This window comes from Amycolatopsis sp. NPDC059657 (assembly GCF_042734395.1).
Classification (GTDB): domain Bacteria; phylum Actinomycetota; class Actinomycetes; order Mycobacteriales; family Pseudonocardiaceae; genus Amycolatopsis.
Genome location: NZ_JBHWEB010000004.1, coordinates 48,777 through 71,571, shown reverse-complemented (window position 1 = coordinate 71,571; position 22,795 = coordinate 48,777). Strand labels below are relative to the sequence as shown.

Below are 22,795 nucleotides of genomic sequence, written 5' to 3'. Positions count from 1 at the left end.
GACTACGGTGGTGACCATGGAACGCAGCGCACAACGGCTGGGTCGCGCACTGGTGGTCATCGTGGACGACCGCGTCGCACACGGCGAACACGAGGACACGGCCGGCCCGCTGGTCACCGAACTGCTCGAAGAGACCGGCTTCATCGTCGACGGGGTCGTGGTCATCGACGCCGGCACCGCGGCGATCCGCAACGCACTCAACACCGCCGTGATCGGCGGCGCCGACCTGGTGATCACCGTCGGCGGCACCGGGGTCTCGCCACGTGACCAGACGCCGGACGCCACATCCGGTGTGCTCGACCGGCCGATCGCGGGCATCGCCGAGGCGCTGCGTGCCTCCGGCCTCGCCGCGGGCGCCGTCGACGCGGGTATCTCACGAGGCGTCGCCGGCATCTCCGGCAGCACCCTCGTGGTCAACCTGGCAGGCTCCCGCTCCGCGGTGCGCGACGGCATGGCCACGCTCTCGTCGCTGGTGCCGCACGTCATCAGCGAACTCTCCGGCTTCGACGAGGAATGACCCGCAGGTCCCCACTCGGTCCTGGCCGGACCGGGTGGGACCATGGAGTCATGCCTTCAGACCAGGACAAGCGCACCGAGGACGTCAAGCGCCGCCTTGACGAGGTCTTCGGCGACGTCCTGCCGGAAACCACCTCGGACGAGCGCGACCCGCGGCCGTCGAACACGGACAGCGACTCGTGGTACCTCGAGAACCGTCCGCCTCATCACGACCGCTAGATCACTCCTTCTTGCCGTCGGCGGCTCGCCCGCTCCCGTTCTGCGCGCGCAGCAGGTCGCGGATCTCGATCAGCAACTCGACGTCGGTCGGCTCGGAAGGGCCTTGCTCCTCGCCACGCTTGCGGCGCTCCTGGAGATGCTTCACGGGTAGCACGATCGCGAAGTAGACGACGGCGGCCACGATCACGAAGTTGATCGCCGCGTTGATCACGCCGCCGAAGTCCATGAACGTGGCGCCGTTCTCGCTCAGGATGCGGAAGCCGAGTCCCTGCGCCGCGTCCGAACCGCCGATCGCGCTGATCAACGGCTTGATCAGGCCATTGGTGAACGCCGTGACGATCGTGGTGAACGCCGCGCCGATGACCACGGCGACAGCCAGGTCGACGACGTTGCCGCGCATCAGGAAGTCCTTGAATCCCTTGAACATGTGAGCTCCTCGAAGCCGGGTGGGGTTAGCGGAGCGTAACCGCTAGCTCCTTTCCCAGCGACGAGGCGGCGACTTGTGTCGCCACATCGGCGGGCAGGGAGACCAAGACGATCGGCCCCTGGCCGGATGAAGGCGGGCCATGCCGGGACTCGCCGTCCCAAGTCCGCACTTGGACCACGGAGGCCATGCTGGCCAGCACCTGCCGAAGACTCGGGCCTCTGCCGACCGAGACGAGATCGATCCGGGAACCGGGGCGCAGCAGCTCCGCGACGGCGGCGTCGGCGAGCCGGATCGGCACGACCGACTCGCCGTCGGCGGCCGGCTTGATGACGGAGTCGGCAGCGGGCGCCGGCGGTGGGGTGGCGACGGCCGTGGGACCCGGATTGCCGTGCCGTAGTTCGAACAGCCCGGCTATCAGCAGGCCCACGGCGGTCGCCCGCCGGAGCACGCGTGCCGGACGCCCGCGAAGCCGGGCTTGCAGGTCGATGAGAAGAGCTGGCTTGCGCGGAATACGCATGACGATCCCCTTGCCGGAGTCAGGCGAAGGCTGGTCGCCCTCGCGCTGACATCGACGCTAGGACCGGCCCGGCAAGCGGGGAAGGCCGAAAAAGCCGAGCTGTGGATAACTGGGTAGATGTGGATAACTCGGCCGTCAGGGAGCCGCTGTCGCCGTTTTTGTCGTACCCGAGGAGGAGGATGAGGAGGGGCTCGTAGTGCTCGACGAAGAGGACGAGGAGGAGCCACTGTCCGAGGACGAGCTCTTCGGCTCGGTCTTCGCGGGCGCCGCGGCCGTCGTCGAAGCGGACTTCGAGTCACGCGAGTCCGTGCGGTAGAAGCCACTGCCCTTGAACACGACGCCGACCGACCCGAATACCTTGCGCAGCGGGCCTGAGCACTGAGGGCACTCGGTGAGGCTCGCGTCGGAGAACGACTGCACGGCTTCGAACCGGTGATCGCATTCCTTGCACGCGTACTGGTAAGTCGGCACTGCTGCTCCTTACGAACTGGCACTCGGTCGGCAAGAGTGCTAACCCAATTGTGCTTCACCGCATTCCCCGCGCGCAAACCCCCCTTGCTCACACCGGCCGGGTAACCAGGCCCTGACCTGGGGTCAGTGCTCCGCTCATCCGGACATCATGTGCTTCGGCAGGAAGCCGGCGCACCAGTTCGGCGTCCCGAACCACGGCCACCAGCTCGACGCCTGGCGCGGCGAAGACCAGCGATCGATCGTAGTAGCCCGCGCCGCGACCCAGTCGGACGCCATCGTCGTCGACCGCGAGCGCGGGGACCAGTATGAGGTCGGCGGCGCCGATCGCGTCCACCCCTAACCGGCTTCCTAAGGGCTCCATGAGCCCGCGAAGCCTCCCCGGCCCGAGCGTCGACGGACCCTCGTAGTGAGCCCAGTCGAGCGGACCCGGCGTTTCGGGGACGATCGGCAGCAGCACCCGTTTTCCCTGGTCCCGAAGTTGATCAAGGAGTGCGGGGGAGCCCGGTTCGGTGCCGAACGGTACGTAGGCGCACACGACGGAACCGGGTAATCGCGCCGCCGAAGCGGCCAGCGCGAGCGCCTCCGCGGCGTGACTCTCCGCGTCCATCGAACGCCGTTCGGTGGTTATCCTGGAACGCCACTCGGCCTTACTCAGGTGCTCATTGCCCAGCCCGTGCACGAGGTCAGGTTAGGCTTTGCGCCCATGACGGGCGCAGCGACCAACCAGACGTTCCGAACCGCGATCGTGCCGGCCGCCGGGCTGGGCACGCGGTTCTTGCCGACCACCAAGTCCGTGCCCAAGGAGCTGCTCCCGGTGGTCGACACACCGGCGATCGAGCTCGTCGCCAAGGAAGCGGCCGACGCGGGCGCGACGCGGCTGGTGATCGTGACCTCACCCGGCAAGGAATCGGTGATCAAGCACTTCGAGCACTCGCCTGAGCTCGAAAACGAGCTGGAGAGCCGTGGCAAGACCGCGCTGCTCGCGAAGGTACGCCGCGGTCCCGACCTGATCGCCGTCGAGGTGGCCATCCAGAAGCAGGCGCTCGGCCTCGGCCACGCCGTCGCGCAGGCCGAGCCGAACCTGACCGACGAGGACGAAGCCGTCGCCGTGCTGCTGCCGGACGACCTGGTGCTGCCCTCTGGCGTGCTGGACCGCATGTCCGCCGTCCGCGCCGCACTGGGCGGGAGCGTGCTCTGCGCGTTCGACATCCCCAAGGAGCAGATCTCGCCCTACGGCGTGTTCGACGTGTCCGACACCGACGACCCTGACGTCAAGCAGGTGCACGGGATGGTCGAGAAGCCGAAGCCGGAGGACGCGCCGTCGACCTACGCCGCCGCGGGCCGGTATCTGCTCGATCGGGCGATTTTCGACGCTTTGCGCCGCATCACCCCTGGTTCCGGTGGTGAACTGCAACTCACTGACGCGGTCGCGCTGCTCATCGCCGAGGGACACCCCGTTCACATCGTCGTCCACCGCGGCGGACGGCACGATCTGGGCAACCCCGGCGGCTTCCTGCGCGCGGCGGTCGATTTCGCGTTGGAGGACCCGGAGTACGGACCTTCACTGCGTGCCTGGTTGACCGAACGGATCGAGACCCCCCAGTCATGACGGAGCCCATCGGCGAGGCGGCCGAGACCGAATCCACGGCGGAGTTCCGTTCCGTCGACGAGCAGATCGCGCTGACACTGGACGCCGCCGTGCGGCCCCGGCCCGTGCGCGTGGCGATCTCCGAGGCGCAAGGGCTCCTGTGCGCCGAAGAGGTCGTCGCCGAGCACGCGTTGCCGGGGTTCGACCAGGCCGCCGTCGACGGTTACGCGGTGCGCAGCGTCGACGTGCGGAGCGCAGGCCAGGAGCCGGTCCAGCTGCCCGTCGTTGGCGAGATAGCGGCCGGCAGCCGCCAGCCGCGGCGGCTGCAGCCAGGGCAGGCGGTGCGCGTCGACACCGGCGCGCCGCTGCCGACGCTCGCCGACGCGGTCGTGCCGACCGCGTTCACCGACGGCCATCAGGCCAAGGTGACCGTGCACCGGTCAGTGCCGTCGGCGGGCTACGTGCGCCGCACCGGCGAAGACGTCCAGATCGGCGACGTCGCGGTCCGCAAGGGCGACACGATCGGCTCGGCGCAGGTGGGCCTGCTCGCCGCCGTCGGCCGCTCCAAGGTCCTCGTCTACCCGCGGCCACGGGTTTCGATCGTCTCCGTCGGCGACGAGCTCGTCGACATCGACCGGACCCCGTCGGTCGGGCAGGTCTACGACGTCAACTCGTACGCGCTCGCCGCCGCGGCACGCGACGCCGGCGCCGAGGTCAGCCGGGTCGGGATCGTCTCGAGCGATCCGAAACGGCTGCGCGAGATCGTCGAGGGCCGCCTTCTCATGTCCGAGATCGTCGTCGTCGCGGGCGGTGCGGGTGGTTCGAGCGGCGACGAGGTGCACGCCGCGCTGTCCGACCTCGGCCGCATCGACATGACCCGGATCGCCATGCACCCCGGCTCGGTCCAGGGCTTCGGCAGGCTCGGCCCCGACTCGGTGCCGACCTTCCTCATCCCCGGCAACCCGATGAGCGCGCTCGTCGTGTTCGAGGTGCTGGTCCGGCCGCTGATCAGGGCGGCGCGCGGCACCCGCAACCCGCACCGGCGGATCGTCAGCGCGCGGCTGCTGTCGCCGATCACGTCGACCAAGGGCCGGAAGGGCTTCCTGCGCGGGCAGCTGCTGCGTGACGAAGGCAACGGCGAGTACCTCGTACAGCCGCTCGGCACCTCAGGTGCGCACCTGCTCGCCTCGCTCGCCGAGGCGAACTGCCTGATCAACATCGACGAGGACCTCACCGAAGTCGCCGTAGGCGAGCAGGTCAAGGTCACCTTCTTGGCGCAGCGGGCGTAGTGGCCAGGCCGGTTTACGACGTTGAGAGCCGTCATCCCGGCTGGCCGATGAAGCTCGGACCGCTCCAGGTCGCCGCGGGAACGGTCGCGCTGCGCCCGATACGCCTGCGTGACGCCGGCGAGTGGAGCAAGGCGAGGCTGCACGACCGAGCGCATCTGGAGAAGTGGGAACCCAGCGCGCCGGGCTCATGGGCCGACCGCAACGCGTTCCTCTCTTGGCCTTCGCAGTGGGCGGCGCTCCGCTCGCTCGCGCGACGCGGCCAATGCCTGCCGTTCGCGATCACCGTCGACGGCGTTTTCGCCGGCCAGATCACCGTCGGTAATGTGATCAGGGCCTCACTCCGGTCGGCCTGGGTCGGCTACTGGGTCTCGTCGAAGATCGTCCGCGGCGGCGTCGCGACGGCCGCCGTGGCACTGGTCGCCGACCATGTCTTCACGGTCGGCGGGCTGCACCGGCTCGAGGCGACCGTTCGCCCCGAGAACACGCCCAGCCTGCGGGTTCTCGCCAAGGCGGGGTTCCGTGAAGAGGGGCTGTTCCGGCGCTATCTCGACGTCGCGGGCGGGTGGCGCGACCACCTCTGCTTCGCGATCACCTCGGAGGAGATCGGCGACGGGCTGGTGCCCAGGCTGGTGGCTTCGGGGCGCGCCGAGTACGCGGATCGCTGATTACAAGGTCAACACCGTAATCGCGTTACCACATGGCGTGAGAATCACCTAATTCGGTGACGCCTTTTCCTGATCTAGATCGGCGAGCCTCCGTCCGATCTGTTACTCCTGTGACTAGCGTGACGACAGAAGTGGATCGGGGGAGGTGACGGGAGTGCCCAGTTCGTTGATCATCGTCGCACTGGCGGTGGCATGGCTCGTCGTTCTCGTGCCTATGGTCGCGCGCAAGCGCCAGCAGGTGGCACAGACCGCCGACTCGGCCTTGGCCGCCAGGGTGGTCCGAAGCGGGAGCGCACGCAGCGACGCACGGGAGGAGTTCGCCATGGCCCAGGAGCCGTCGGTCGAAGACGATCTCGCCGAGCTTGAAGCAGGCCTCGACGAAGACCTGGAAGAGGACGAACCGGACCCGCTCCCGCAGCCGAAACGGGTGCCAGCCCGTTCCGACTCACCGCGCGGCTACCGGCCCGGCCGCGGCGGCTTCGACCCGGAGGCCGCGGAAATCGCGGCACGGGCCAAGTACGCCTACCGCCAGCGTGTCGTCGTCGCCCTGCTGGTGCTCGTGGTCATCACGGCGGCCGTCGCCGGCTTCGTCTGGCCACTGGCCTGGTGGGGCAACGGCGTCGCCGACTTCGTGCTGATCGCCTACCTCGGCTACCTGCGCCGCCAGGTCCGCATCGAGTCCGAGATCCGCGCCCGCCGCATGGCCCGCCACGGCCACGTCGGCGGTGGCGGACGCGTGCCCGTCCGCGACCGGTTCGAAGAGATCGAAGAAGAGCCACTCGAAGACATCGAAGTCGTCTCCGCGGCGCGCCGCGAGGTGGTCGAGCGCAGGCCGTCGCCCACCTCCCGGCTGCGGCGACAGGCCGTCGTCGTCGACCTCGACGACGAGGACCCGGCATTCCACGAGCTCGACGAGCCCGGGACAAGGCCTTTCAGGCGGGCTTCGGGGGAGTAATACCCCCGCGCGCGAGGCTCCATGAGCCCTTGATAGGCTCATGGAGCTTCAAACGAGGGGCTGTAGCGCAGTTGGTAGCGCGTCTCGTTCGCATCGAGAAGGTCAGGGGTTCGATTCCCCTCAGCTCCACCCAACCGGCCTTATCACAACCTTGACCCGCAAGGGGCAAGCGTGAGGAAGCCGAAACGTTCAGGGCGTCGTACCGCTTAGCCGGTGCGGCGCTCTTGTTCGTTGGGCGGTTAATCAGGTAGCTCTCTGTCAGCGCGCCGAACGGCTCTTTGAGCTGCTGGTCAGTGACCTTGACGCCTTCGAGATACAGCCGGGTGAAGAACGCCCGGTTGAGAATGCCGCGTACGACTTCGTCACCCACCTGGTACGCCTGCTGAGGTTCCCGCAGCAGTTCGAGCGCCTGGTATAAGACCGTGCGGCTGTGGGTGAGCTGCATGTCCGAGCGTTCCAGCTCGCTCGTGATCTCCCGCTGCTCAGCGCGCAAGCCATCGAGCTTGGCCTTCAGCTTGGGTTTGGGCCACCCCTCTTCGGCTGCCAGGTCGAGAAAGTAGTCCTCTTTCTGGTCGAGCTTCCGAAGACGCGTGGTGTAGCTGCTCCGGACATCATCGGTGAGCTGGGCACTGGCAGCTATCGCGTCGTCAATGCCCGCTCGTACGGCAGTTAGCCAGTCGGCTGACATGGCCAGGGCCACGCCGTAGTGAGCTTCAACAGCTGCCTCAGCGACTTCTACGGGGATACCGGGAAGCTCGCACAGTCCCTGTTGACGGCCACGGCAGTAGAAGTAGTAGTACTCACCACCATGACGGCCTGTCGCGTGTGTGACGACCAGGCGATGTTTGCATCGGTCGCACCACACGAGGCCCTTGAGGTAGTGATGGTGGGTTCGGTGTCGTACGTGGTCATCGGTGTGCTTGGCGAGCATCTGCTGAACCTGATCGAACAGTTCCGGCGTAATCAGCGCCTCGTGCCGACCGGGGTACTCGATGCCTTCATACGAGACGTACCCCAGGTAGTACCGGTCACGGAGCAGGGGGCCGATCTTCTTGGTGCTGATCGGGTTGCCGGGACGGTCAGCGCGCGGTGGCATCCGTAGTCCGGCGCGGGTCAGCTTGGCGCAGAGCGTTTCGTAAGTCTCTTCGCCCGTGGCGTACAGCTCAAAGGCCATGCGGACGAACTTGGCTCGCTCGGGGTCGGGAACCACGGTGTTGACGTGGTGTCCTTCGATCAGCAGACGTGTGTTGAGGTAGCCGACGGGCGCGCGACCGAGAGTTCCACCGTTCCGGGCTTTGTTCCCCATCTTGACCTTGATGTCCTCGCCGGACATGCGGACTTGCAGCCAGTTGAAGACGTCGGTGACGGCTTCCATCGCTTCGGCCATGATGCCTTCGCCGAAGTCTTCTTTAGCTGAGATGAGCTTGACGTTCAGCTTGCTTAGCGCCAGTTTGGTGTTTCCGGCGTCGACGTAGTTACGAAATGCGCGTGAGCGCATGTAGATCAGCACGCCATCAACGTCCCGATCTTCGTTAATGCGGCGCATCATGTCGCGGAAGACTGGCCGCTTTGCGATGGTCTGTGCGGAATTACCGGGTTCGACGTACTCACCGATGATGACCGCACCCATCTGCCGAGCTTTGTCCTGGCAGTACTTCCGCTGGGTGTCGATGGAGTTGCCGTCTGGGTCAAGGTCAGCGTCAGTATCCATCTGTCGCTTACTCGACACACGTAAGTAGAGCACGACGCGGAGTGCAGGCTTAGCGGCCTCGTTTCGTACGTGGCGATTGAGCGATGCGGTTGACAATCGCTACTCGCCTCCTTTCTGTTAAGGAACGACGTTCGTTAGATGCAGCACGCGGTCTGTTTAAGGTTTCCCGCGCTCCGTAGGAACGTTCTTGTTGCCGGTCGGTCTATAAGTCCCAGACGGCTGAGTCGAGTTCGCATTGCTTCGGCTGAGACGTTGAAAAAGAGTGCAGTTACTTCAATGTCGTGCATGGTAGACCAGACTCGTTTCACCATCGTGGCAGGCATAAGTGCCTGTGCAGCGAACTCATTACATATTAGTTCAACTTGCAGTCTTTGTCGCTCTGGGTTTCCGCTGCCAAGTCGGGCGCTTAAGGTGTCGAACTCCTTGAAGTCGAGCGCGTGTTTGAACTCGTGTAAGAGTGAAAACCGTTGACGTACGGACGGCTCGCTCTCATTAATGTAGATCTGGACTTTATTGTCGTTGGCATTCGTGGTCAAGCCGCTGCCATTGCCGCCGTCCAGTTTGATGCTTGGGACGAAGTGCACTGGTAGGTGCTTCTGCCGAATGAGCCAGGTCAAGACTATGTCGGGCTGCTCGGTGGCGTTGAGCAGTTCGCGCAGGCGAGCAGCCTGCAAGCGAGCGACCTGGAGTGATTCTCCGTAGCTAAGCGGTCGATTAGGTGCGAGTTCCTGCAATTCGGCAATAAGCTCGATCATCTCTGTGGTGGTTAGCGTTTGTTTCATGTCAGTGTCCTCCTCTCGTTAAGTCGTAGTTGTTGAGCGTAGATTGCGTGAACGGCTGGGCTCACGAGTAGACACGTCGATTATGCAGTTAGGGTAGAATTTTCAGGTGACGTGATGATGGTAGATCAAGCGGTGTCGCCAATGTGGCGAGTAGTCATTGCTGGCTTATTTATTGATACACACATCGCGCTCCTGCTTAACGACTATTGATTCTAACGCAGTGCACATGATCAGTCTACAATATTATTGACAACACTGCTCATATGTTTCGTTGCTTGCGGATGGTTCTTGACGCTTATGAGCTGCCCTCCGGGGTCAGGCAAGGTCTGTATGAGCCCTTGTACGGCCGCACGGCGGTGATCATCGGGCACGGTCACCAAAACACGCGGCACGACATCATCCGGGCCAAGCTGTCCGTCACGGGCGAACTCGGTGTAGGCCAGTAGTTTGCGTCGCAGTGTCGGCAAGCTCTCGGTAGCTCGGTCGACCTCCAGCCACCAGGAGTCCGAGACGTCAGCGGACTGGAGTACGGCGTAAGCATCTGGCTTGATCACTCCGCCGTGTCCGTCGACGTGCCAGGCAGCCGGTTCCGTTCTGAACTCAAGAATTGCGAAGCGGCCCGCCTGCTCAGCTTCACGGAGCTGTACGTACAGCTCGCTGATAGCCAACGTGTGGTTGAGGAACAGTCGACCTGGTGTCCACGGGTGCCGGGCGCGAGCGTTGGCCGATCGAGCAGACGGGTCGACAAGAACCGCTGTCAACCGCTGCCCGGCTGCACCAAGGGAGTAGATCAGGCCGCCGCTGCCAGCTCGTACACCGCCGATCCGTCGTTCGAGCGTGGTCACAAGGCCAAAACCAACCAGTCTGGAAAGCACCCGCCGCCGAGTGCGATCACGAGCAGAGGGAGAAAGATCAGCAAAGTGCAGGCGGGTGAGCTGATCACCGGACAGAACGCGAACCTTGGCGAGGTCTGCGAGGACAGCGAGGTCGCGGGTACTCAGCTGGCCGCGGAGCATTTCAAGCGTGACTGTGGTCAGCCGTCGACGAGTCATTGAGGAACTCCGGGGGAAGAAGTATGCCCTCCATAGGAGGGCATGAGTCGTTGGACGAACGTGCCGTGAATAGGTCGCTGACCTCGGTACTTCGATCGGGGCACTCAACGCGGCCGGCGAGGCGATCGGTAGAGCGAGCGGGTGGGTTGTCATGGCTTGCCGCCCTTCTTGCGGCGGCCGAATGGCACAGCGTCGGAACCATGACTCGTTGGTGGAGTGTTGCGAGCCGCAATGGCAGCTTCGACGTCTGAGCGTGTGACGCCATAGCGCTCACGGCTGTCACTCGCCAGCTCTTCAGCGTCTCGGACGGCGCGGTCAAGTGGCAGGGTCGTCATGGTCGCCGGGGCCTGGGTGACGCCACCGACGCAGAGGCGAATGGCTACCTCAAAGCGGGCCAGGCCCTTGAGGTCGTCGACGGTCAGCGGATTGAAGCGCTTCGCCAGAAACACCGCGTCGTCCTGCTCGACGGCGAAGCTGAGTTGTGATCGTACGGTCCCAAACAGCGCGGCCTTGATTGCTTCCGGCAACTGGTGGAGGTACTGCGCTGCCGTGGTGATGCCGAGGCCAAGGCCGCGCGCCTGGCTGAACATTTCGGGCAATGGCAGCGGCAGGCGCATCAGGTTGGGTGCCTCGTCGATATAGGCGAACGTGTGTCCGCGTTTGTCTGCGGGAACAGCGATGCGAGCCAAGGTCGTCTGCCAGAGCAGCGATACCAGCAGTGAACCGAGCAGGCTGGCAGTCTCGCGGCCGAGCGTGCCTTCCGAAAGGGAGATCAGCACTGCCTTGCGCTCGCGGAAGATGGCGGACAGGTCGAGTCCTTCGGCTTGGCCGAGCATCAGGCGGATCGCTGTCCGCGACGTGAACGCCTCGGCCTTGTGCAGGAGCGGCATGATCGACTGTTGCCGCTCGCCATCAGAGAGCTGGTCGTAGCGTTGCCAGTAGGCCCGCACCGTTGCCGGTACGGTCGGCTGGTTCACCAGATATCGCCGGAACGCCGGTTGTGTGAGCAGCGGTACCAGCTCAGTGAGGGTCAGGGCCGAGCCGTCGAAGCCGCGGCTGTTAACCAGTAGCGTCAAGGCCATACGCAGTAAGCTGTCTGAACGCGGTCCCCAGAAGCCTGACCAGATCGAGCTGAAGACCGACAGCACGTTATCGACGAGCAGTTCCCGGCTGGCTTCGTCGTGCGCCTGGCCGATGACGTTCAGTCCGATTGGTTGCTCACGCCGGGAGGCATCGAGTACGACGACGCGTTCTGCGTCCTTGTCGGCGACGCGGGCCAGCACATCAGGGATGAGATCACCCTTCGGGTCAATGACGAAGACACCGTGACCAGCGGCAATATCGCTGGAGATCATGCGGGCCAGCAGCCAGGACTTGCCAGCGCCGGTAGGAGCCAAGATCGACATGTGGCGTAAGCGATCTTCGGGAGCCAGCGTGATCGGGCGGTCGGCCATGCCGGGGTAGTTGCTCATGCCGAGTACGACTGCCCCTTTTCCGGCCATCTGTGCTGGTGGCGGTAATTGCCGTGCAGCGCCAAGGCTTAATCCCGGCAAGGCCACGTCGGTCAGCCGGAAGCCGATGAGTCCAGCCAGCTCAGTGGTCGACAGCAGGAGAGGCCAGGCCGTTACCGGAAGCGTGCGATGGGAGAGTCGAGCTGCAACGTCGGCCGTCGACAAGAAGCGGCGCACGAGCCGGACGCCTGGGGCGTTGGCACCATGGATTGTTCCCCAGGTGCGGCCCAGCAAGAAACGAGCGCGCTTCCGGGTTGGCGCGCTGGCGCCCAAGCGCATCGTGACCTGGAGCAGTTGATCTTTCTGCTTCGTACGGGCAGCGCGTACGGCGTCAGCGTCGGCGGGCGGCTCACCTTCCAGCAGGTAGCTCGACCACCACCGATCTTCCGGTCGAGGTGAGGCACTGTGCACCGGCGCGGGAGTTCCGGCCCCGGTCAGGGTGACCTGCCAGCGCAGCCGCTCACCCCGGTTGAGTGGCTGGAGGCTGGCAAGGAACGCGCCGCTGGTGGCTTCATTACGTTCAACCGCCAGCGGTCGAGTGCGACTCGTGGCCGTGAACTCCCCAGCCGCCAAGCCGGAAAACGGCTTATCCAGGTACTTCGGAGCTTCTTCAATGCGCGCGCCAGGCAGACCGGCGCGCAGGCTGCCCAGCAGATGCGACGCCTGATCACGGGGTACAAGCACGTAGTGGCTGATGCCGTCCGCATCGGCTTCGACCTCGACCACGATGGGTGGCAGCGGCAACAGCGACCACTGCGGCGCATGCGTGTGGGCGGCCAACATACCGAGCCAGCGCGTGACGTCGTCTGCGGTCAGACCGGCTGGCAGTTGGAGCCGGTAGGCTGTGAGCGATGAACGCCAGCGCAGACTGTTCAGAAGTCGTGCGCCGACGATGACGCCCAGTATGACGACACCGCCCACGAATATAGCTAAGGCTAGATTCAAACTTCCTCCTTTCTCTTTTGGTTAGGTTGTGGGGCCTCGGCGGGCAACTCAGCCTCACGGGCGAGTTGCTTGCCGAGGGCAATAATGGCTTGGATAAGGAGCCTTTCGTTTACCTCCTCGCGCGGCGTACCGCGAACACGTATCCTCCATTGCTGCATGAAGTGTCTCCGGCTGGAGCAACACCCCCCTATATTCTCGTTATGCCGTAGTCCGCCAAGGTGTGCAATATGGATTGTCTATTCCACAACACCGATCGGTATAGCTACGTCGATGGTCTAGCGCCAGAAACGGCGCAAGATGGCGGTGCCGATAGTGGCGACACATGCGATGCTAATAATCCAGGTCGCCAACGGCATTGCCATGTCCGCGATGGCATGGCCGAAGTAGGCCACCAACACGATAGCCAGGCCGATGCGTACCAGGACGGCCTTGCCGCCCGGCGGGGGCCGCAGCGTCACGACCCCCGGTACTCCTCGTGCTCAGTGCTGTTACGGAACGGGTCTTCCGACAGTGTCTCCTGCCTCATGCAGGCGCAGCGCCGTTCCATAGCGATACGCAAGCGCTCAGCCAGCGCCGACAGCCGCTCGCCGAGCTCGTCCTGTTCGCCCACCGTCACGGCCTGGAGACTTTCCACCTCCTCCATGCGCTGGATCGTGCTGTTGAGCAGCTTGGACAGTCGCCTCAGCTTGACTGCCAAGTCGTTCTCTTCGGTCACTTTCTTCCTCTCTTGTTGGGGCCCATGGCGGTCCTGGCATCTCGGAACCACTGCCAACCGCGGCCGGCCAGGAAAGCCGCGCAGGTCAGAGCCACTGTCAGGCCGACGCTCACCACGGCCCAGTCCTTTCGTCGGTGTCTTCCTGGGGCCACTGCGGCCGTCCCTTCTGGTGCTGTTGCCGCTCCCTGATGAACACGTCCATGTGGTCTTCGGCGGCATTGGTCAGGTGCGCGATACGAGCAGCCGTCTGCATGGCTTCCATCTCGGCCAGGACTGAGGGATCGGGCGGTCTGCTCAAGAAACGCCCCAGGTCATGGAGGTAGAAGCCGCCGAGGACGGCCAGGGCGACGACAATCGCCCCGACCGCCAGCCAGCCACTCACAGCCACGGCCGCTGTCCGTAGCGGTTGATCTCGTTGAGACCCAGGTCGGCAACAGCTCGGCGGATGCGGGCGTACTCATCCGCAACAACCGGATCTTCGGAAGCAGCTCGTGCTTCGTGTCGCCGGAGCTGGTCGATGCCGGTCATGAGGCCGTCCGCCAAAGCCACGCTGTTACGAATCACCGTGGCACTGCGAACTGCTTTACCCTGTTCGGCCAACACTTCGTGGTTGGTCTGTTTGATGATCGCTCGCGCCCCACGGTCGAGATTGACCATAGGAGCAGGTTGCCAGGGTTGAATGTCGGACACGTTCGTACCTTTCTTGTGCATGCTTGAATAGCGCCAGACGGTTGTCTTGGCGCATGAAGTGGATATGACTATGGCTCACTCTGGAGTTAAGAAGCAGCAGATGTTCTATGTGATGTGCGGCGTCTTCAGCGCCGGACAAGAACGACATTAGGAGTACGAGCCAAGCCCGTAAATACCTGAGTTGATGTTTGACCGGTCGCCTGACCGGTCTGATCACTGCGCAACCGTTTTGCCCTGGTCAGATGCCGTTGCAACCAGCAAAAAAGACCGGTCAGCAGACCGGTCAAAGATCAGTTAACAGTGTTGCTACTGATTAGTAGGACTGGGCGGCTCGGCCGTTGGCGGTAACGGCGGCGTCTCCATCCCGGCGACAACTCCAAGGAAGGGACCAGCGAATTCCTGGAACTCCCGGGTTGCATCCATACTCTTAAGTGCTACGTCTGCCAGGCGGAGTCGATGGAAAACTTCCATAGCGTCGAGTTCAGCGCGCTTGACTTGAATATCCGCAAGGATTTCGTATATTCGACCAGTAGTCTGAGCGTCATCTTTGATGCGTCGTTGGTAGACACTTAGTGCCCGTCGCAGCTGTCCACGCTGTTCGCGGTATTGCCCTAGGCGCTCCGCCGTAAAACCCAAGCCCGCGAGCGGAAAAAGTAGACCCGCATGGCCTTGATCTTCACCGCTTGGTTGTTGTTCTCCCGTCATGTTTCGTTAGCTCCGTTAACTAACAAATAGCGTAACATTTTGATAACGGCATGTCAGTATGCTAACTTACGGTACCGTAACCTACGGCACCGTAAGTTACTATGGCTGACGATCTTTACTGTGCACTGCAAAGGAATCTGAGTGTCTGAGGAACCTGAAAGACAGCATGAAGAGTCCGTGCTCCAAGGGCAGTTAAGCGAACTTGGACAGCGTGAAGGAATTCGGCGGAGCGACTTTGCCGAGTTTTTGCAGACAAAGACTCCGGACTTGTGGAAATTTTGGTGCGTCTCGGAAGCCTGGGACGAAGGTGCGATTCGGAATCACGTGCGAAGCGAGCTACTTAAGCTCAAGGCTGCGATACCGCATGATGAATCCGCGGAAGAAAAGCGGCTCAGGCCGGATAATGTGGTCTACTTCAACGAGGTCTTCGACGCCGTTTTCAATCTCGCGTCGAACGCGAAGTGTGACCTGCTCGGAAAGCGCCTCACTGAGGCGCGTGCGCCCGATGCGCAAGGCCGCCGCTACAAGCGCATCATACTAGCGCAACTTGAGAGACTGATTTTGGCTACGGGGTACGAGCCGGTATCCAAGCTGCCGACGAGTGAGGAGGTAGCTGAACCTGTAACTGTTTTGCCGTCGCCTTGTGAAGATCAGCCTGATGTTCTCTCCGTTGAGCCTGTCGAAGTGCAGCATAAGATATCTGGCGAAACTGATGATCCATCGCCCGTGTCGACCAAGAACGGTGTCGTAATCTCTAAGCCACTACTGGCTGGCGCTACCGCAGTGCTTGTTGTAGTGCTTGGTATCGCCGTCTACTTGATTGTGAACTCCGGCGATAGCGGCGCTCGTGATCCGCAGGCTGGCGGCCCGACCACCCCTAGCGCCAACGAAGGCCAACCGCTCATCTTCGATGATCTGGGCGGTGGTTCCCCGATCATCCAGGTATACCCGGGTGCGTCTGGTGTGCCGGGCGACAAAGTGGCGAACGGTACCTTCAACAGTGGCGACAGAGTCACGGCTCTCTGCAAGACCAGGGGACGTTCGGTGTCGTCTGCTCCTCAGCTTGGGGAACAGCCGCGCACTTCCGAAATATGGTTTCGCATCATCGGCATTCCGGGAATGCGCCAGTATGCGACTGCCGTCTACGTGAAAGACCCTGACGCGTTGCTCGGCAAGCTCCATGATTGCTAGTTTAGTTTGACTTATTTGCAAACTTGAGGTGCGGTGCCCCTCCTTGATGTCGATCTGCGAATGGCTGTCGGTTGTCACGGTTAGGACGAGGTTCGGTAACGCCTCGCCTAGGTTGCCTAGGATGCCAGTTGTTGGACGCTTCCGTGAAACACCGGGGGTACGTTTTCAATTATCGGTCACTACGCCATTCGAATGTCTTTGTAACGGTCGGAAGCCGTTGGTCGACAAAGGTACGCACCAAGGGAGAGGGCCGCATTCGTCACAGGGAGATAACTTAGATCTTCACGAGCTTCTGGCTGATGCGGCTGAGACTTTCATGCCCAAGTTCAGGAGGTAAGAATGTCCATGTCTCAAGCGAACAACAGACGCACAGGTGTGCAACGTGCTGGTGCTGTCAGTCGACGGCCGGTGCAGTCAGCGGGTAAGGGGAAGCAGCCGCGGCGCACCCCAGGTGATGCCGCAGCGTACTATGCTGAGTGTGGCGCACGGTGGCTGAACAACCAGGTTCGGCCGTACGCTCGTCGTGACGTGATCACCAAGGACATGATCGCGGATCTTGTCACGATGGCGCACTTCAACGATCTCAAAAGCTTCTCAATCGACGCTTTCAAAGGGAATACAACCCTTGCAACGTGGTTCGTGCGGATCACTGACTCAGGTTATGACCCGCATCGGCCAGTCCCGATGCCCAGCGACTTTGTGCTGCGTACCTTGGATTATGGACTCGTAACAAGTCGGATGGGGCGTGAGCATCTGTACAAACTGAAGTGTAAATGGTCGACTCACGGCCGGGTAGATGATCATCTGTTCACTGGCACCGTCCAATCACTCCCGAATGGTTCAAGAGATGGACTTATTGTCTCTGGACGGCACTCGGTTGTGCTTCAGTCGCGCGATTCAGCCGGTCTGCGCGTGGGTGATCGAGTCCGTTACACCGTGGGACGGGACGCGCGGGATCACGCGAAGGTCGCGCACTCGGTTTCGAAGGCTACGTAGTGCGGTGAAGCGTCCACACGTCACCCAAGCGTCCTCCCCAAACTCGCGCCCGCGTCGCCAGCAGAGGCGCAGCGACAAGCCAAGTCGCAACCAGCAGCACGTAAGCCAGGCGCAGGCGCGCCCGCAGAGCGATCCGGCTCGACGGGGCAAACGATCGGCTGTAGCTCACAGCAGGAAGCCGCAGAGGAGACAGCCACGATCAAGAAGGAACCGTTCTACGGTGGTACGAGTCCTATACCAGGTCGTGTTATTCCTACCCAACCGACTCGACAAGTCTATTCGACGGAGTCATCCGAAGGCATCGAGTAAAGCGATTAAGACTTCAGTTGCCATTGCGCAAGCCTTCGTTGTCACGGTAATTGGCGGCCTAGTCCTCGCCGGACTAAATCACTGGTTCGGCTGGAAGTGAGATCCACTACAAACTGTAGATGCCCAACATCAAACGCCAGGCCACAGCACCCCTGTGTGACCTGGCGTTTGTGTCTAGATCAGCTATGCGCCAGCAGGCGCACCTCGTGCCGTGTCGTACAGCCATCCCCGAAACTCTGGCGAGCTGGTGTACACGGTCGGAGCTTCGCCGGGGTATCGAGCTGCCGCCCGGCTGCACGTTCCCACCAGCTTCGCTACGCCGTCGATCACCTCGACGGCCGGGCCGCCCGAATCTCCAGAACCGGGCCCATCAGTGCCGTGCGGGTTGTTGGTGCAGATCTCGCCAGCTGACTGCTGAGCATCGGAGCACCTGGCCGGCGGCAGGACTCGAGTACTGAGCTGCTGGAGCTTGCGCGGCAGGTTGGACGGGTTGCCGTCCGGCTGGTCAGCGCCCCAGCCGTAGAGCATGACGCGTTCACTAGTCCGAGCCGGACGGCCAGCGAGCTGAATCGGCTGCTTGTCGACCTCGTGGTCGAGCTTCAGGAGCGCGATGTCATCGACGGTTTGTTCAGGGGCGCCAGCCGACCACTGCCAGCCAGGGTGCACCACGATCTTTGTGACCTTGGCGGTCTCGCCACCCTGGGTACGGTCTTTAGAGCCGACCCGCACAGAGAATGTCTTGGCCGACGTGGGGATGCCGCCAGGGTTGTCCGGCATGTCACTCACACAGTGAGCATTGGTGACCACCCAACTCCTGAACAGCAGCGCACCGCCGCAGGTATGCCAGGCGACCCGGCCGTAATCGGGAGCGTCGTACTGGACGGACGCCATCCAGCTCGTGTTGCCGGTGGCTTCACTGCCGCCGACCAAGTCCGGCTGGACGGCCGTAGCGATACCAGAGCTGAACAAGCCGGACAACGCCAGAAGTGCAGCAGTGGAAGCAATAGCAGGCTTTCTCAACAGTCCTCTTTCTCTTGTGGGACAACAACCTCCGTAGCAGTACGGAGGAACCTGGGTTGCCTGTCAGTCCAGACGCTTCAGGCCGTCTAGGACGCGATGCATCAGGTCTCGATCAGGCGGGCGTAGATCTTTGCGGTTCCGGGGATACGGGGTTGGCCGCTGGACGTACCGGCGCTTCCGCCGCACCGGTAAAACGGCAGGCAGTACTTCCGTGGGTACGTCATCTGTTGCCATCACCGGTATGACCTCGGTGGGAGCTTCGGATAGCCGTTCCGCGGCTTCCTCTTCGGCGATCCTCATTTGGATGGCGGCGACCGTGTGTTCTGGCTGGTACTTGGCTATGGCTCGTGCTCGCCGTTGGACTGCCAGGTGCTCTGACCAAAGCCATGTCACGACCACCGCGACGAGCAGGCCGAGGATGACCAGGGCGAACACTGCCCAGCCGATCATGCGGCCGGTGGTGGCTCGTCTTCCGGCCAGGGCGCTCGCTTCCTGAGTGCTTGACGGACACAAGACGGCGGCAACTGTCGGCCCATATTTCCGGCATACAGCGCTACGGCTTCCGCCAAGGCAGTCAGCAGCTTGCTGAACTCGTGCAGCTCAGCGGCTGGTATCTGTCCAGAAGCCAAGCGCCTGGTCACGTCAGCCAGGTGAACCTGCATAATTTCCAGGTGATCGGCCAACTTCTTCGGTTCAGGCATCGGTAGGCCCATCCTGGTCGTCAGCGTGGGTATCGAGCAGGTCGGCCAGCTCCCGAAGCAACGTGGCGTACTCGTGCTGTTTGGTGGTCGACATCTGCCCGATGAGCAGGGCATCTGCAATGCCGGAGATGTTGCCGGTCACTGCTCTGAGGGCGTTGACCAGCTCGATGGTTTCGCGGGTGACCTTGGACTTTTGGTCTGCCATCACGAGGTTTCCACCAGTTCGAGTACTTCGGCCCCAGCCTCGAACTCCAGCCGGGCCAACAGGACGTTCTGCAAGACGGCATTGCGGGCCAGGTGCCGAAAGGTCGGCACGATGACGTAGTGGGCATCGGCTCGCTGAAGCTCAAGCGTCAACTCGTCAAAGGCCTCGTGACGGCCGCAATCGAGCTCAGAAAAGATGGTCACCAGGTACCACCCCTGACGCTCAGCGCAGCGCCGGAGTTCGTGTTCCATCCGGCGTACTTTGTCGTCCGGGATGTCACAGGGCACCCGCATGTAGCCATAGGCCAAAGGCCGTGTGAGCTGATCGTTCTCCGGCTGGTCTTCCAGTACCGGCCGTTCTGCGCAGGCCGTCATCTTTGTCCGCTCCGTCCGTGTCCGTCTGGGCGGTATGGCGGTGACCAAGCACCTGCCTACCGGTTCAGAAGCCTGGTCACGGTCTGCAACCTGAACCAGAGCGCGGATGCGGCAGTTTGGATGCCCGGATGATGCACCGAGCAGCCTGACCTGCGGTAACCTACTGATCACGCAGCGAAAGAAAGGCTCAGTCGATGACCAAGCGAGTAGCGCTAGCTCGGGCGCGAAAGGCTGCTGGGTATACCCAGGAAGGCCTGGCTGAGGCTCTGGGGATCGACCGGAGCACGATCGTTCGCTGGGAAGCTGGCGACACCGAGCCGCTGCCGCACAAGCGACCAAAACTTGGCCGGTTGCTCGGCCTGAACGCCGTACAGCTCGAATCGCTGCTGGCGGAAGACAGCTCGCCGCCAACAGATGGCCAGGCCAACCTGGCGGAAGACTTGGGCGTACCGTTCGATCCCATGAAGCGACGGACGCTAATGAAGTGGGGCGTAGCCGCCACTGCCGCCAGTGGATTTGGTACCGAAAGTATTGGTCAGGTCGGCAAAGCCGATATCGCGAAGTTACAGCGCACGACGAATCGCCTGTGCAAGCTTGACCACCAACACGGCGGCGAAACCTTATGGCAGTCTGGCGTTTCGACTGCTCGCAGTGCGCACGCTATGTTGGAACAAGGCCATTACGGTGACAGCGTCGGCCAACAACTGTTGCTGGCTACCGGCAATCTCCAAATTCGTACTGGTTGGCTGGCCTGTGATGCTGGGCAGCATGATGTTGCCCGCAACAGCTTTGCCGATGCGCTGACCATTGGGCGCCAAGCTGGTGATGCTGAGATCGAAAGTCGTGCCTTAGCCGGTCTGGGTTTCCAGAGCAACCTGATCGGTCGACCTCGCGAAGGCTTGCGGTTTTCCGGTGCAGCAGATAGTGCTGCTCGTGGCTTTGGGCAACGTTCGCGAATGGCGGCGGTACCCCTGTTGCATCTGGCAGTTGCCAGTGCTCGCAGCAGTGACTTCCAGAGCAGCCAAGCGGCAATTACTCGCGCCCGTAAAGCACTCGATGCTGACCAAAGCAGTGAGACGGCCAGCTGGGCAGCTTTTATGTCCCCGATGGAAATCGACGCCGTCGAAGCTACCTGTGCGGTTGAGGCGAACAAGGCGGTCCGGGCCGAAAAGCTGCTCGAACAAGCCATTGCGGCTTACGGTGATGGCTTTGCTCGCAATGTCGCCTTGTATCGGGTTCGGTTGGCTGGCGCCCGCGAACGAGCTGGTGCAGTAGATGGTGCCGTCGAAGCTGCCAACGAAGTCCTGGACGCTATCGACGATGGACTCGAAAGCTGGCGAGTCAATATGGAATTCGCTCGTGTCCTGAAGCGTCTGTCGACGTATACAGCCGTACCAGGCGTAAGTCAATTGCTTGACCGCTACCAAGCCGCGGCTAACTAAGAATATGGAGGAAGCTTTCGTGAGCAGCGCTGTGCCCAAATTCGAAGTCCGTCACCACGATGCCGAAGGCATGTACGCTCAGAAGGCAGAGCTGCTGGCGGTCTACGAGCAGGTATATGCCGACATGCTTACCGACCCGTTCTTTACGCCAGAACGCTTTTGGGAGCGGCTGGAGCTGTACGCCCGTTGGCCGGGATTTAGCTTGGTCACTGGTTGGCTGAACGGAACTTTGATTGGCTATTCGCTCGGCTACACCTTGCCGGACGGCTCAAAATGGTGGCAAGGCTACAAAGGTGACGCCAGTCCGGAGCAGCTGACCGAAGACGGCAAACGCTCCTTCGCGGTGACGCAACTTATGGTGTTACCGCAGTGGCAACGGCGCGGTTATGCTCACCAACTGCACGATGCCTTGCTTGACGGGCGGACCGAAGAACGAGCTACTTTGCTGGTCAAGCCAGACAACATTCCAGCGAAGAGTGCTTACCTGTCCTGGGGATGGCAGCGGTTCGGGCAGCTTCAGCCGTTTGCTGATGCGCCGGTGTATGAGTCGCTGATGTATGAGGTGAAGTAGGAGTATCGGAACGTCGATTACTGTATGATGACCGGCATGAATTCTGTCCAGACAGCCATAAGTCAGTTAGATACGCTCATCGCAGAGTATAAAGGAATGGCGAAGCTTTCCCAGTATGATGACATGTCCGATCTGCACGACGAAAGCCGCATCATGGCTAATCGGCTTCAGGCTGCTGTGGATAGACTGACGGTTCCTTCCAGCACGTATGCACGACAAGCAGATACCTTGAGGAATCAACCAACACATCTGCGGTTGCTCGGGTTGGGTGGCGTTGTGCTTGCTCTGCGCGCTGATTTAGACGCTGGATGGATTGAGTCTCTGGTTGAGTTGATTCACGCTGATGTTCATAGTGACTTCCTGGAGATGGCCGAGGAGTTGCTTGCCAAGAAGTATAAGGATGCAGCAGCTGTTATTGCTGGATCATCCTTGGAAGTGCATATTCGAGCGCTCTGCGTGAAGCATGGAGTGGCGATAGCGGATGCGAATGGTAAGCCGAAGAAGGCTGATACGATGAACGCCGACCTCAAGAAGGCGTCTATATATGGAGCGCTGGAGCAGAAGCAGGTTACAGCTTGGCTCGGTCTTCGTAATTCCGCAGCACATGGGCAGTACAGTGACTATGTGGATAGTGACGTGCGGCTGCTCATCGACGGAGTACGAGCATTCGCAATCAAGTATCCTGCCTAGCTCTGATCTAGCGCTCGATCTTCTTGTCTCGCAAAGCGCACAGTCAGCCGGTGCACCTGCTGGCTGTAGCTTTGGAAGTGTCGGTAGACCTTGTAGGTGCTGCTATTTAGCTGTACGGCAACGTCGTGATAGCTGACGACGTTCGGATTTTCAACGTCCTGTTCGTGGTAGATGATCTGAAACTTTGGTTCTGGGTCGGAGAACCTGAACCGGCCAAGTTTCACCGTGTGTAGCTCGGTTGGCTTGATGTTGAATGTTTGTATGTCGAGCGGGTGTTTTGTTTTGTTGCTTGCAGTGGCACGCATAAGGCTATACCTCGCATTAAAGTTAGTAGAAGCCGCGGTGAGGTGGCGGAATTACCGAAAAAATTTCGACAAGACCGTTTTGAATCCTGGCCACAACGCGAACCCTGCCCCTGTCGCAATAAAGCGGGGGGGGGGGGGGGGGGGTAAAAAGCTAGCGGAGAAAAAGCAACGGCGGTGTTTTAGTTTGTACGGACGGTAGGACTGGGGGCGTGTAGATAGAGAGCGATAGCATT

Annotated in this window: 28 protein-coding genes, 1 tRNA gene and 1 pseudogene; 13 read left to right on the top strand and 17 right to left on the bottom strand. The window is 62.0% G+C overall.

The genetic code is table 11. The annotated features are described in order from the left end of the window. The first annotated feature begins 16 nt into the window (after positions 1-16). Positions 17-517 (top strand): molybdenum cofactor biosynthesis protein B, encoded by a 501-nt coding sequence (locus ACFV15_RS03455; RefSeq protein WP_370944774.1) that lies wholly within the window; start codon positions 17-19, stop codon positions 515-517. Positions 518-567: 50 nt separating this feature from the next. After that, positions 568-735 carry a hypothetical protein gene (locus ACFV15_RS03450; RefSeq protein WP_378348528.1) on the top strand — a complete coding sequence of 56 codons (168 nt, stop codon included), beginning with the start codon at positions 568-570 and terminating at the stop codon, positions 733-735. A 1-nt stretch (position 736) separates the two neighbouring features. Here the strand turns inward: ACFV15_RS03450 and mscL are convergent, their stop codons facing one another. The 4 genes from mscL to ACFV15_RS03430 all read right to left on the bottom strand — a co-directional run bounded on the left by mscL (position 737) and on the right by ACFV15_RS03430 (position 2,829). After that, positions 737-1,162 (bottom strand): large-conductance mechanosensitive channel protein MscL, encoded by a 426-nt coding sequence (mscL, locus tag ACFV15_RS03445; RefSeq protein WP_378348527.1) that lies wholly within the window; start codon positions 1,160-1,162, stop codon positions 737-739. Between the two features lie 25 nt (positions 1,163-1,187). Next, positions 1,188-1,679 (bottom strand): hypothetical protein, encoded by a 492-nt coding sequence (locus ACFV15_RS03440; protein WP_378348526.1) that lies wholly within the window; start codon positions 1,677-1,679, stop codon positions 1,188-1,190. A 135-nt stretch (positions 1,680-1,814) separates the two neighbouring features. Continuing rightward, positions 1,815-2,150, bottom strand: coding sequence for an FmdB family zinc ribbon protein (locus tag ACFV15_RS03435; RefSeq protein WP_378348525.1), 336 nt, complete (start codon positions 2,148-2,150; stop codon positions 1,815-1,817). Positions 2,151-2,238: 88 nt separating this feature from the next. Then, the gene (locus ACFV15_RS03430; protein WP_378348524.1) at positions 2,239-2,829 is read right to left on the bottom strand and encodes a 5-formyltetrahydrofolate cyclo-ligase; all 591 of its coding nucleotides are present in this window, start codon (positions 2,827-2,829) and stop codon (positions 2,239-2,241) included. Positions 2,830-2,853: 24 nt separating this feature from the next. Between ACFV15_RS03430 and ACFV15_RS03425 the strand changes: the two genes are divergently transcribed. From ACFV15_RS03425 to ACFV15_RS03400, 6 genes are all read left to right on the top strand, one after another. After that, on the top strand, positions 2,854-3,759 hold the full coding sequence (locus ACFV15_RS03425; protein ID WP_378348523.1) for a UTP--glucose-1-phosphate uridylyltransferase: 906 nt from the start codon (positions 2,854-2,856) through the stop codon (positions 3,757-3,759). Further along, positions 3,756-5,027 carry a gephyrin-like molybdotransferase Glp gene (gene glp, locus ACFV15_RS03420; RefSeq protein ID WP_378348522.1) on the top strand — a complete coding sequence of 424 codons (1,272 nt, stop codon included), beginning with the start codon at positions 3,756-3,758 and terminating at the stop codon, positions 5,025-5,027. The genes ACFV15_RS03425 and glp overlap by 4 nt, the downstream gene beginning before the upstream one ends. Before the next feature lie 47 nt (positions 5,028-5,074). Next, entirely contained in the window at positions 5,075-5,692 is a 618-nt protein-coding gene (locus ACFV15_RS03415) for a GNAT family N-acetyltransferase (RefSeq protein ID WP_378348521.1), read from the top strand. A 154-nt stretch (positions 5,693-5,846) separates the two neighbouring features. Further along, positions 5,847-6,647, top strand: a complete 801-nt coding sequence (glpR, locus tag ACFV15_RS03410; protein ID WP_378348520.1) for a gephyrin-like molybdotransferase receptor GlpR — start codon at positions 5,847-5,849, stop codon at positions 6,645-6,647. A 56-nt stretch (positions 6,648-6,703) separates the two neighbouring features. Next, positions 6,704-6,776 (top strand) — tRNA-Ala (locus ACFV15_RS03405). Between the two features lie 301 nt (positions 6,777-7,077). Continuing rightward, entirely contained in the window at positions 7,078-7,320 is a 243-nt protein-coding gene (locus tag ACFV15_RS03400; RefSeq protein ID WP_378348519.1) for a hypothetical protein, read from the top strand. A gap of 93 nt (positions 7,321-7,413) precedes the next feature. On the opposite strand, the pseudogene ACFV15_RS03395 reads toward ACFV15_RS03400, so the two are convergent. The 8 genes and pseudogenes from ACFV15_RS03395 to ACFV15_RS03360 all read right to left on the bottom strand — a co-directional run. Then, positions 7,414-8,358: pseudogene (locus tag ACFV15_RS03395) on the bottom strand (recombinase family protein); the annotation flags it as partial. Between the two features lie 134 nt (positions 8,359-8,492). Beyond that, complete coding sequence (locus ACFV15_RS03390) at positions 8,493-9,140, bottom strand: ImmA/IrrE family metallo-endopeptidase (protein WP_378348518.1); 648 nt, start codon at positions 9,138-9,140, stop codon at positions 8,493-8,495. A 230-nt stretch (positions 9,141-9,370) separates the two neighbouring features. Next, positions 9,371-10,192: a replication-relaxation family protein gene (locus ACFV15_RS03385; protein WP_378348517.1), complete on the bottom strand. Its 822-nt coding sequence runs from the start codon at positions 10,190-10,192 to the stop codon at positions 9,371-9,373. A 149-nt stretch (positions 10,193-10,341) separates the two neighbouring features. Further along, the gene (locus ACFV15_RS03380; RefSeq protein WP_378348516.1) at positions 10,342-12,648 is read right to left on the bottom strand and encodes a type IV secretory system conjugative DNA transfer family protein; all 2,307 of its coding nucleotides are present in this window, start codon (positions 12,646-12,648) and stop codon (positions 10,342-10,344) included. A 275-nt stretch (positions 12,649-12,923) separates the two neighbouring features. Continuing rightward, positions 12,924-13,106 (bottom strand): hypothetical protein, encoded by a 183-nt coding sequence (locus ACFV15_RS03375; protein ID WP_378348515.1) that lies wholly within the window; start codon positions 13,104-13,106, stop codon positions 12,924-12,926. Continuing rightward, entirely contained in the window at positions 13,103-13,363 is a 261-nt protein-coding gene (locus ACFV15_RS03370; RefSeq protein ID WP_378348514.1) for a hypothetical protein, read from the bottom strand. Before ACFV15_RS03370 ends, ACFV15_RS03375 begins: the two co-directional genes overlap by 4 nt. 109 nt (positions 13,364-13,472) lie before the next feature. Beyond that, entirely contained in the window at positions 13,473-13,751 is a 279-nt protein-coding gene (locus ACFV15_RS03365) for a hypothetical protein (RefSeq protein WP_378348513.1), read from the bottom strand. Continuing rightward, positions 13,742-14,020: a hypothetical protein gene (locus ACFV15_RS03360; protein WP_378348512.1), complete on the bottom strand. Its 279-nt coding sequence runs from the start codon at positions 14,018-14,020 to the stop codon at positions 13,742-13,744. The genes ACFV15_RS03365 and ACFV15_RS03360 overlap by 10 nt, the downstream gene beginning before the upstream one ends. A gap of 879 nt (positions 14,021-14,899) precedes the next feature. Between ACFV15_RS03360 and ACFV15_RS03355 the strand changes: the two genes are divergently transcribed. Continuing rightward, positions 14,900-15,949, top strand: a complete 1,050-nt coding sequence (locus tag ACFV15_RS03355) for a hypothetical protein (protein ID WP_378348511.1) — start codon at positions 14,900-14,902, stop codon at positions 15,947-15,949. A 528-nt stretch (positions 15,950-16,477) separates the two neighbouring features. After that, a complete protein-coding gene (locus ACFV15_RS03350; RefSeq protein ID WP_378348510.1) occupies positions 16,478-16,945 on the top strand; it encodes a hypothetical protein in 468 nt (155 codons plus the stop codon). Positions 16,946-17,437: 492 nt separating this feature from the next. Here ACFV15_RS03350 and ACFV15_RS03345 read toward each other — a convergent pair whose 3' ends face one another. The 4 genes from ACFV15_RS03345 to ACFV15_RS03330 all read right to left on the bottom strand — a co-directional run bounded on the left by ACFV15_RS03345 (position 17,438) and on the right by ACFV15_RS03330 (position 19,554). Continuing rightward, entirely contained in the window at positions 17,438-18,232 is a 795-nt protein-coding gene (locus tag ACFV15_RS03345) for a S1 family peptidase (RefSeq protein WP_378348509.1), read from the bottom strand. A 105-nt stretch (positions 18,233-18,337) separates the two neighbouring features. Next, positions 18,338-18,724 (bottom strand): hypothetical protein, encoded by a 387-nt coding sequence (locus ACFV15_RS03340; protein ID WP_378348508.1) that lies wholly within the window; start codon positions 18,722-18,724, stop codon positions 18,338-18,340. 243 nt (positions 18,725-18,967) lie between these two features. Beyond that, positions 18,968-19,180: a hypothetical protein gene (locus ACFV15_RS03335; protein WP_378348507.1), complete on the bottom strand. Its 213-nt coding sequence runs from the start codon at positions 19,178-19,180 to the stop codon at positions 18,968-18,970. Further along, a complete protein-coding gene (locus ACFV15_RS03330; RefSeq protein ID WP_378348506.1) occupies positions 19,180-19,554 on the bottom strand; it encodes a recombinase family protein in 375 nt (124 codons plus the stop codon). The genes ACFV15_RS03335 and ACFV15_RS03330 overlap by 1 nt, the downstream gene beginning before the upstream one ends. Positions 19,555-19,748: 194 nt before the next feature. On the opposite strand from ACFV15_RS03330, the gene ACFV15_RS03325 reads away from it, so the two are divergent. Genes ACFV15_RS03325 through ACFV15_RS03315 form a run of 3 tightly spaced genes read left to right on the top strand, consistent with a single transcriptional unit; the run spans position 19,749 to position 22,257 of the window. Further along, positions 19,749-20,996: a helix-turn-helix transcriptional regulator gene (locus ACFV15_RS03325; RefSeq protein ID WP_378348505.1), complete on the top strand. Its 1,248-nt coding sequence runs from the start codon at positions 19,749-19,751 to the stop codon at positions 20,994-20,996. A gap of 19 nt (positions 20,997-21,015) precedes the next feature. Continuing rightward, positions 21,016-21,567 (top strand): GNAT family N-acetyltransferase, encoded by a 552-nt coding sequence (locus tag ACFV15_RS03320; protein WP_378348504.1) that lies wholly within the window; start codon positions 21,016-21,018, stop codon positions 21,565-21,567. Positions 21,568-21,603: 36 nt separating this feature from the next. Next, positions 21,604-22,257, top strand: coding sequence for a hypothetical protein (locus tag ACFV15_RS03315; protein ID WP_378348503.1), 654 nt, complete (start codon positions 21,604-21,606; stop codon positions 22,255-22,257). Here the strand turns inward: ACFV15_RS03315 and ACFV15_RS03310 are convergent. Beyond that, positions 22,254-22,562: a hypothetical protein gene (locus ACFV15_RS03310; RefSeq protein ID WP_378348502.1), complete on the bottom strand. Its 309-nt coding sequence runs from the start codon at positions 22,560-22,562 to the stop codon at positions 22,254-22,256. The two genes, ACFV15_RS03315 and ACFV15_RS03310, sit on opposite strands and share 4 nt — an antisense overlap. Positions 22,563-22,795 lie beyond the last annotated feature (233 nt).